General features: G+C 75.0%; 6 protein-coding genes. 4 read left to right on the top strand and 2 right to left on the bottom strand.

What is annotated here, in order from left to right:
* Positions 1 to 134 precede the first annotated feature (134 nt).
* Complete coding sequence (locus tag EF918_RS02815; RefSeq protein WP_125640010.1) at positions 135 to 1049, top strand: LysR family transcriptional regulator; 915 nt, start codon at positions 135 to 137, stop codon at positions 1047 to 1049.
* A 6-nt stretch (positions 1050 to 1055) separates the two neighbouring features.
* Here EF918_RS02815 and EF918_RS02810 read toward each other — a convergent pair whose 3' ends face one another.
* Positions 1056 to 1514 carry a pyridoxamine 5'-phosphate oxidase family protein gene (locus tag EF918_RS02810; RefSeq protein WP_125640007.1) on the bottom strand — a complete coding sequence of 153 codons (459 nt, stop codon included), beginning with the start codon at positions 1512 to 1514 and terminating at the stop codon, positions 1056 to 1058.
* A gap of 76 nt (positions 1515 to 1590) precedes the next feature.
* On the opposite strand from EF918_RS02810, the gene EF918_RS02805 reads away from it, so the two are divergent.
* Entirely contained in the window at positions 1591 to 2205 is a 615-nt protein-coding gene (locus tag EF918_RS02805; RefSeq protein WP_125640004.1) for a cysteine hydrolase family protein, read from the top strand.
* 3 nt (positions 2206 to 2208) lie between these two features.
* Here the strand turns inward: EF918_RS02805 and eccCa are convergent, their stop codons facing one another.
* The gene (gene eccCa, locus EF918_RS02800; RefSeq protein ID WP_125640022.1) at positions 2209 to 6141 is read right to left on the bottom strand and encodes a type VII secretion protein EccCa; all 3933 of its coding nucleotides are present in this window, start codon (positions 6139 to 6141) and stop codon (positions 2209 to 2211) included.
* 235 nt (positions 6142 to 6376) lie between these two features.
* On the opposite strand from eccCa, the gene eccD reads away from it, so the two are divergent.
* Positions 6377 to 7759 carry a type VII secretion integral membrane protein EccD gene (eccD, locus tag EF918_RS02795; RefSeq protein ID WP_260609723.1) on the top strand — a complete coding sequence of 461 codons (1383 nt, stop codon included), beginning with the start codon at positions 6377 to 6379 and terminating at the stop codon, positions 7757 to 7759.
* Between the two features lie 35 nt (positions 7760 to 7794).
* Complete coding sequence (gene eccB / locus EF918_RS02790; RefSeq protein WP_125640001.1) at positions 7795 to 9240, top strand: type VII secretion protein EccB; 1446 nt, start codon at positions 7795 to 7797, stop codon at positions 9238 to 9240.
* The last annotated feature ends 58 nt before the right edge of the window (positions 9241 to 9298 follow it).

Here is a 9298-nt window from a genome sequence, read left to right as displayed (position 1 = left end):
GTGCGGGGTGCGGGTGGCCGGGGCGGGCGAGGCGGTCGGCAGGGTGGTCGGTGCGCTCATGTCAGGTACTCTGCTCGGCACAATCTCGTAGGACAAGCGAGATTCTTTAAGGGTGACGTCGTAGTATTGCTTACATGTTGAACCTGGAGCGCCTGCGCACCCTGGACGCCCTCGCCCGCCACGGCTCGGTCAGCGGCGCGGCGGACGGGCTCCACGTGACCACCTCGGCCGTCTCGCAGCAGATGGCCAAGCTGGAGCGCGAGATCGGCCAGCCGCTGCTGTCGAAGAACGGGCGCGGGGTGCGGCTGACCGACGCGGGCCGGCTGCTCGCCGACCACGCGGCCCGGATCCTCTCGCAGGTCGAACTCGCCCAGGCCGATGTCGAGGCGCACCGCGGCCGGGCCGTGGGCGAGCTGCGGATCGGCGCGTTTCCCACCGCCATGCGCGGACTGCTGCCCGCCGCGCTGACCGCCCTGCACGCCGACCATCCGGACCTGCGGCCGCTGGTGCGGGAGCAGGAGCCGGAGGAGGCCATGGCCGCGGTGGTCCGCGGGGACCTCGACCTGGCCCTGGCCATCGACTGGCACAACAAGCGCATGCCGGTCCCGGCCGAACTGGACCGGGTCCACCTCCTGGACGACGCCGCCGACATCGCCGTGCCGGCCGGGCATCCGCTCGCCGACCGCGCCGACAGCCGCACCACCTCGCTGGCCGCGTTCGCCGAGGACGAGTGGATCTCCTGGAACGAGGGCCAGTTCTGCCACGAGTGGCTGGTGTTCACCCTGCGCGGCCTGGGGGTGGAGCCCCGGATCACGTACATCGCCGAGGAGCACCACACCCAGCTCGCGTTCGTCGAGGCCGGCCTCGGCGTGTGCGTGACCCCGCGGCTCGGCCGCGGCTCGGTGCCGGCCGGGGTCCGGCTGCTGCCGGTCTGCGACGGCGTACGGCGGCACGTGTACGCGGTCTGGCGCGCGGACGCCGCCCGGCGCCCGTCGGTCCGGGCGGGCGTGGCGGCCCTGCAGGAGGCGGCGCGCCGGGCGGCATGCTGACGGGCCCTACAGCTTGCGGAAGTCCCAAGTGACGATCGACTCCGGGGTCAGCCGGAGCCAGGCGTGCCGGCCGTCGTGCGGCATCTGCGGCAGGCCGAAGTTCTTCTGCGGGAACAGCCGCTCCACCTCGTCCAGTTCGGGGCACGGCTCGCCGGTGCGGGGGGCCTCGCCCACGAAGGCCGCGGTCCCGCTCAGCTCCACCCCGCGCAGCTCGTCGTAGGACTCGCCGGCGTCCACCACGACCGAGATCCGCGGGTCCTTGCGCAGATCGGCCCACCGGCGGCTGCGGGTGATCGAGTACAGCCACAGGGAGCGGCCGTCCCAGGCGAACCACAGCGCGCCCACGTGCGGGCGGCCGTCGGGGGAGACCGTGGCCACCCGGCACGTGCGCTGGGTGCGCAGGAAGGCGTCGACCTCCTCGGGCGTCATCATGATCCGGCGGCCGCGCCGCTGCGTGTCGTCCATCCGTCCCGCACCCCTTCACATCTGACTATGTGTCAGGAATCATGAGGGCTCTTCCGTCGTCCCGCCAGGGGGAGCCATGGCCGAGCTCGATCCCGCCACCACGGTGCTGCTCACCGTCGAGTGCCAGAACGGCGTGGTCGGCGAGCACGGCGCCCTGCCCGAACTGGCCGCCCAGGCGCGGGATTCCGGGATGCTCGACCGGGTCGCCGCGCTGGTGGCCGCGGCCCGCCCGGCCGGCGTCCAGGTGGTGCACGCCGTGGCCGAACGGCGGCCGGACGGACGGGGGGCCAGCGCCAACGCCCGGCTGTTCCGGGCCGCCGCCCGGCTGCCGGTGCGGCAACTGACCGGCAGCAGCGCCGTACAGGTGGCCGCACCCGTAGAGGTGGCCGACGAGGACCTGGTCGTACGCCGCCTGCACGGCCTCTCCCCGCTGGCCGGGACCGACCTCGACGCCCTGCTGCGCAACCTCGGCTGCCGCACCCTGGTCGTCACCGGGGTCTCCGCCAACGTGGCCGTCCCCAACACCGTCTTCGACGCGGTCAACCTCGGCTACCAGGTGGTCCTGCCCACCGACGCGATCGCCGGTGTGCCCGCCGCCTACACCGCCGAGGTGCTCCGCCACTCCCTCGCCCTGGTCGCCACCCTCACGACCACCGACGACCTGCTGGCGCGCTGGTCCGCCCGCCCCTGACCTTCAGGGCTCCACCGGTCCCCCGGGCGCCTCCTCGTCGAGCCGGGCCGTCTGGACCTGGACGGTCCGGCGGCGCGTGAGGTAGAGGCCGCGCCCGACCGGCAGGTTCCGGGGCTTGACCCCGTCGAAGAACACGCCCTCCGAGGGCGGGCAGGACAGCAGGAGCGTCGGGGTGCTGACCTCCTGGAGCTTGCGCAGCAGCGGGTCGTTGAACGCGCGGCCGACGCCGTTGGCGGCGCGCGCCACGATCAGGTGCAGGCCGAGCTCGGTGCCCTGCGCGAGGTGTTCCAGCAACGGGGCGAACGGATGCGCGCCGGCGCCGGCCCCGACCAGTTCGTAGTCGTCCACCACGATGAACAGCTCCGGCCCCGTCCACCAGTCGCGCAGCTTCAGCCGGGCGGGGGCGATGTCGGCCGACGGCACCCGCTGCCGCATGGCGCGCGCCGCCCCCTCCACGGCCTGCCGCACCACGTCGGCGGCGACCGCGTAGCCGAGCCGGTACTCCTCCGGCACGCTGTCGTACAGCTCGCGCCGGAAGTCCACCATCATGATCCGGGCCTCGTCCGGCGTGTACGCGCTCATCACGGAGCGGGTGACGAGCCGCAGCAGGTTGGTCTTGCCGGACTCGCTGTCGCCGATCACGACCAGGTGCGGCGAGGACTCGAAGTCGTGCCGCAGCGGCACCAGTTCGGTGTCCTCCACACCGATCGGCACCCGCAGCCGGCCGTCGGCCGGCGGCAGTTCGGCGGCGTCCAGCAGCAGCGGCAGCATCCGGACCTCCGGCGCGCGCGGTCCCGTCCATTCGCCGGCGATCCGGTCCACCAGCGCCGCGACGCCCGCGCCGAGGTCGTCGGTGGTGCTCATCCCGTCGATCCGGGGCAGGGCCGTCAGGAAGTGCATCTGGTCGTCCGTCAGCCCGCGGCCCGGGCTCTTGGGCACCTTGCCGGCCGCCCGCATGTTGATCACGGAATCGACGGGGTCGCCCAGACGCAGCTCGAAGCGCGTCTGGAGCTGGTCCCGCAGACCACCGGTGATCTCGCCCCACCTGGTGGTCGCCACCACCAGGTGGACGCCGTAGTTGAGGCCCCGCTGCGAGATCAAAGTGAGGGGCTGCACCAGGTCGCTGAACTCCTGGCGCAAGGTGTTCCAGCCGTCGATCACCAGGAAGACGTCGCCGTGGGCGTCGTCCGGGAGCAGCCCCGCCGCTCTGCGCCGCCGGAACTCGGCGACGGAGTCGATGCCGAGCTCCGCGAAGGAGCGCTCGCGGCGGATGATCACGGAGTTCACCTCGGCCACCGTGCGCACCACCCGCTCCGCGTCGTGCCGTCCGGTCACCCCGCCCACGTGCGGAAGACCGCGCAGCCCCGAGAGCGTGCCGCCACCGAAGTCCAGGCAGTAGAACTGCACCTCGCGCGGGGAATGCGTGAGCGCCAGGCCCGTGACGAGGGTGCGCAGCAGGGTGCTCTTGCCGCTCTGCGGCGCGCCGGCGACGCCGACGTGCCCGCCGACGCCCGACAGGTCGGCGACGAGCGGGTCGCGCAGCTGCTGGAACGGCCGGTCGACGACGCCGACCGGTACCCGCAGCGTGGCGCGCGTCGCGTGGTCGGTGGTCAGCCCGTGCTCCGGGTCGGGCACCAGCGGCGGCAGCAGCTCGTCCAGGGAGTGCGGTACGCCCAGGGGCGGCAGCCACACCTGGTGGGCCGGCGGCCCGGCCGTGAGGAGCTTGTCCACGGCGATGTCGAGCAGCGAGCGGCTGTCCTCGGCGGCCGGCTCCTCCTCCGCGACGACGGGCAGCACCCGGGGCGCGACGTACCGGGTGCCGTAGGCGACGACCTGCCCGGCCACCGCGGCCCGCCGGGCGGCCCGGCGCGCGGGTCGGTACCCGCCCGACACGTAGGCGGCCTTGAACCGGGTCAACGTGCTGATGTCGCTGCGCAGGAAGCCGTTGCCGGGCTGGGTGGGAAGCTGGTACGCGTCGGGCACACCGAGCACGCCGCGGCTCTCCATCGCGGAGAAGGTCCGCAGCCCGATCCGGTACGACAGGTGGGACTCCAGCGCGTTCATCCGGCCCTCGTCCAGGCGCTGCGAGGCGAGCAGCAGGTGCACGCCGAGCGACCGGCCGAGCCGCCCGATCATGATGAACAGCTCCATGAAGTCGCGGTGGGCGGAGAGCAGTTCGGAGAACTCGTCGACCACGACGAAGAGCGTGGGCAGCGGGTCGATCGGGGCGCCGGCCGCCCGCGCCGCCTCGTACTCCAGCAACGAGCTGTAGTTCCCGGCGGCCCGCAGCAGCTCCTGCCGGCGGATCATCTCCCCGTGCAGGGCGTCGCGCATCCGGTCGACCAGCTCGGACTCGTCGGCGAGGTTGGTGATGACCGCCGAGGTGTGCGGCAGCCGGTCGAGCCCGAGGAAGGTCGCGCCGCCCTTGAAGTCGACCAGGACGAAGTTCAGGACCTCGGACGAGTGGGTGATGGCCAGCGCGAGCACCAGGGTCCGCAGCAGCTCGGACTTGCCGGAGCCGGTGGCCCCGATCAGCATGCCGTGCGGTCCCATGCCGCCTTGCGCGGACTCCTTGATGTCCAGCTCCACCGGGGTCCCGTCGGGGCCGATGCCCAGCGGGACGCGCAGCTTGTTGCGCGCGGTGCGCTGCTCCCAGTGCCGGGGGACGTCGTGCCGGTGCAGGTCGTGGATGCCCAGCAGCGCGGTCAGGTCGAAGTCGGCGGTGAGCGGCTCGGTCGCCTCGGCGCCGTCGCCGGTCCGGTACGGCGCGAGCAGGGCCGCCAGCCGGGCGGCCGCCGTGCGGGGCAGCGTGTCGGGGCGACCGAGGTCCGTGACGGTCTCCTTGCCGTTGCGGTCGCTGCCGATCATGGCCAGCCGCCCGGCCTCGACGCGCAGCCACAGGGTCAGGCGCGCGGCCTTCCGCTCGAAGGCGTCGTCCAGGCCGATGACGATGCTGTTGCGGCGGCCGGCCGACGCCGCACGGCCCGCCGCCGGCCGCGGCCCGTCCACCACGATCACGGTGAACGGCTCGTCACGGGACGGCACCGCATCCGGCTCGAACGCCGGCCGGCCGGCGAACTCCTCACCGATCAGCTGCTCCACCTCGGACATCGTGTCGGCGATCAGGCGCACGGCGCCCGCCCCGTCCGTGTCCGTCGGATGCAGGGCGTGCGGCAACCACTTGATCCACTCCCAGTCCGCCCGCCGGTCCCCGGGCGCGACCACCGCGATCCGCAGCTCGTCCGGCGCGTGGAAGACGGCCAGCTGCGCCAGCACCGCGCGCACCATCGACCGGGCCGCCTCGGCCTCCTCGGCCTCCTCGGCCTGCACCAGCAGGAGGGAGAAGCCCCGCAGGTGGAGCGGGATCGGCTGGTCCGGTACGGCGCTGTGGGCGCGGATGAAGCGGCGCAGCGCGTGCGCGGAGAGCGGCTCCAGGTCCCCGACCGGCTTGGTGGCCAGGGGCGCCAGCTTCACCGCGAGCTGCTGCGGCCCGGTACCGATGCGTACGTCGCTGAAGTCGGGATGGGCCGAACGGCGCTCCCACATCCGGGAGGTGCCGGCCAGCGAGGCCAGTTCGGTGGCCGCGGGATGCCGCCAGGCCAGGGCCTGACGCTGGTTCTCGATCGTCCGGCGCACCTGGCGGCGCATCTGCGACAGGTAGCGCGCGTAGTCCCGGCGCTCGCCGCGCAGCTGCCGCTTGCGGTCGCCGGCCCCCCGGATCAGCTGGGTCGCCAGCATGCCGATCGCGGACAGCGCCATCATGCCCGTCGCCACGTACATCAACGGGCCCCCGCTGTCGCCCCCCGGCCGCAGCAGGACGAAGACCATCGACAGCGAACCCAGGGCCATCGGCGCCATGGTGATCACGCTCGACATACCGCTCTGCGCCTCGGGCAGCTCCGGCGGCTCCTGGAGCTGGATCTCGCCCTCGGGCATCTCGGGGCCGGGGCGACGGGCCTTGCGGCTGACCAGAACCACGCTCAACGAAGGTCTCCTCACTCACCCCGGACATCTGCCAAGCCCTGACGGGCAGCGCCCCGCGGAGGGTTCATACGAGGCCGCTTGAACTTTTCCCCCGCCCCACTCCGTAGAGCCGCCCGGGCACCGACCGCGGTGCCCCGCAGGACCTGCCCGCACCACCTCGCGGGCCACGAGTGGGGGTGAGCGACGCGTGAGCAGCACCGTCGTCGGCGGACTGTGCCGACTGAGATTCCACACGCCCGGGGCGGACTTCGCGCTCGCGGTGCCCGCCGACGTGCCGCTGGGCGACCTGCTGCCGGCCGTGGTCGGCCACGCGGGCGCCGAGTTGCCCGAGGAGGGGATCGAGCACGGCGGCTGGGTCCTCCAGCGCCTGGGCGGCGAGCCGCTCGACGAGGAACGCACGCCCGAGTCGCTCGACCTGCGCGACGGCGACCGGCTCTACCTGCGCGCCCGCCGGGAGGCCCTGCCGCCCATCGACTTCGACGACCTGGTGGACGGCATCGCCACCGGCATGAGCGAGCGGACCGACTCCTGGCGGCCCGCCCTCACCCACCGTCTCGCCCTCGCCCTCGCCCTGGCCGTCCTCGCCGGGGCGCTCGCCCTGCTGGCCCTGCCCGGGCCGCACCCGCTGCGCGTGCCGGCCGCCGTCGTCACCGGGGCGCTGCTGCTGGTCGGCGCGGGCGCCGCGGCGCGCGCCGTCGGTGACACCCCGGCCGGGATCGCGCTGGGCGTGGCCGCCGTCCCCTTCCTCGCACTGGCGGGCGCCCTGCTGCCGGGCGGACCGGCGGGACCGGAGCTGACGGGAGCCCGGCTGCTCGCCGGCGCCTCCGCCGCGGCCGGAGCGGCGGTGCTCGCCCTCGCGACGGTCGGGTGCGCCGCGCCGCTCTTCTCCGCCCTCCTGGTGGTCGCCCTGGCCGGCGGGCCGGCGGGCCTGCTGGCGCTGGCCGGCCTGTCGGCCGCGCAGCAGGCCGCCGTGAGCGCGGTCGTCGTGGTCGGCTTCGGCGGGTTCGTGCCCGCCCTCTCCTTCCGCCTCTCCGGCCTGCGGATGCCCGCCCTGCCCCGCAACGCCGAGGAACTCCAGGAGGACATCGAGCCCTTCCCGGCCGACCGGGTCCTGGCCCGCGGCCGGGTCGCCGACCGCTACCTCACGGCGTTCCACCTCGCCGGCGGTGCGGTCGCCGCCGTGGCCGTCACCTTCCTCGCGCTCGGTGACGGAGCCGCCCCCCTCGCCATGGCCGGCACCTTCAGCCTGCTGCTCCTCCTGCACGCCCGCGCCGTCGGCGGAACTCCGGCCCGCCTGGCGGTCCTGCTGCCGGGCGCCCACGGGGCCGCGCTCCTGGCCGGACGGCTGGCGGCCGGGCAGGGCCTGCACGGGCGCCTGCTGATGCTGGCCGGGCTGCTGGCGCTCACCACGGCGCTGCTGGTGGTCGCCTGGACGCTGCCCGGCCGCCGGCTGCTCCCGTACTGGGGGCGCATCGCCGACGTCGTGCACACCGTCGCCGCCGCCGCGCTGCTGCCGCTCGCGCTGCTGGTGACCGGCGTGTTCCACGGCCTGCGCGCCGTGGGCGGCTGAGACCGCCCCACCCCGCCGATCGAGGAGGAACACCGATGCAGTCCCGACGGGACCAAGTGCAGGCCCATCTGTTCGTGATGAGCAGACTGGCCTCCGGCATGCTGCGGGCCGACCCCGACGCACCCGACTCGCCCGCCGCACGGACCGGCCGCGGCCATCTGATCGGCATCGCCGTGTCACTGCTGCTCGCCCTCGTGGTCACCGTCTACGGGCTGCTGAGGCCGGGCGGCGCCACCGGCTGGGCCAAGCCCGGGACCCTGGTCGTGGCGGACGAGAGCGGCGCGCGCTACCTCTTCCTCGGCGGAGAGCTGCGCCCGGTGCTCAACCGGGCGAGCGCCCGGCTCGTCGCCGGCGACCGGCTGACGGTCCAGCGGGTGAGCGAACGGTCCCTGGCCGGGGCCGTCCGCGGCGCCCCCGTGGGGATCGTCGGCGCACCGGAGGGCCTGCCGGCCGCGGCCGGACTGCGCAAGCCGGACCCGTGGCTGGCCTGCACGGTGCAGCAGCCGGCCCGGGCGGGGGAGAGTCCCGCCCGGCTGGCCCTCGCCATCGGGCGGCCCCGCGAAGGCGTCCGGCTGACCGAAGGACAGGCCCTGCTGGCCGGCACCCCGGACGGCACCGTGTACCTGCTGTGGAGCGGACAGCGGCTGCGCGCCGACACCGCCAACGGCGCCCTCCAGGCCCTCGGTTACACCGGCGCGGTGCCGACCCCGGTCGGCCCGGCCTTCCTCAACGCCGTCCCGGCCGGCCCCGACCTCGCATCGCCCCCCGTCGACGGGCGGGGCGAGCCCGGTCCCGTGCTCGCGGCCGGCCCCACCCGGCTCGGCCAGCTCTTCACCGGCCCCGGGGACGGCCGGTACGTCCTGACCCGGGCCGGCCTGGAGCCGCTCACCCCGACCCTGTTCGAGCTGCTGCGCGGCGATCCGCGGACCCAGCGGCTGGCCTACCAGGGCGGTCCCGTCGCCCCGGTGGCGCTCGGACCGGACGACCTCGCCCGGCACCCCGCCGCCGCGGCCGGCCGGCCCGCGCTGCCCGCTCGGCCGCCCACCTTGGTGGTGGCCGGTCAGGGCAAGGCCGTCTGCGCCGAGTCCCGGCCCGCCGCGCACACGTCGACGACCACCATCGCCGTGCTGGACGCCGACTCCGTGGCGGGCCGCCCGCCCGCCGCCCAGCCCGGGGTCCGCCCGGCCTGCGCACCGGCCGACACGGTGCTGGTCCGGCCGGGCGGCGGCGCCCTGGTACGGGCCGAGTCCGGGGCCGGGACCGGCTCCACCCGCTACCTCGTGACGGACGCCGGGGTGCGCTACGCCCTGCCGTCCGACGAGGCGGTCGAGCGGCTGGGGTACAAGGGCGTCGCACCGGCCGCCGTACCCGCCCCGCTCCTGGGACTGCTGCCCAGCGGACCGCCACTGGACCCGGGCCTGCTGACCGGACTGGCCGGGGCGGCGCCGTCGCCCGACGCCGGGAACCGCTGCGAGAACTGACGCCCCCGCACACCCCGGAATGCTGAGAAAACACTGCGAACCGGGATGAACTCCCGGG

The organism is Streptomyces sp. WAC06614 (genome assembly GCF_003949795.1).
In the GTDB taxonomy this organism is placed as follows: Bacteria; Actinomycetota; Actinomycetes; order Streptomycetales; family Streptomycetaceae; genus Streptomyces.
Note: the sequence above shows the minus strand (reverse complement) of the source record. Positions and strands in the feature narration are given on the sequence as shown.

Excerpts from the sequence above, each read along its gene's own strand:
- EF918_RS02815 (WP_125640010.1), top strand. The coding sequence starts at position 135 with ATGTTGAACCTGGAGCGCCTGCGCACCCTGGACGCCCTCGCCCGCCAC.
- EF918_RS02810 (WP_125640007.1), bottom strand. The coding sequence starts at position 1,514 with ATGGACGACACGCAGCGGCGCGGCCGCCGGATCATGATGACGCCCGAG.
- EF918_RS02805 (WP_125640004.1), top strand. The coding sequence starts at position 1,591 with ATGGCCGAGCTCGATCCCGCCACCACGGTGCTGCTCACCGTCGAGTGC.
- eccCa (WP_125640022.1), bottom strand. The coding sequence starts at position 6,141 with ATGCCCGAGGGCGAGATCCAGCTCCAGGAGCCGCCGGAGCTGCCCGAG.
- eccB (WP_125640001.1), top strand. The coding sequence starts at position 7,795 with ATGCAGTCCCGACGGGACCAAGTGCAGGCCCATCTGTTCGTGATGAGC.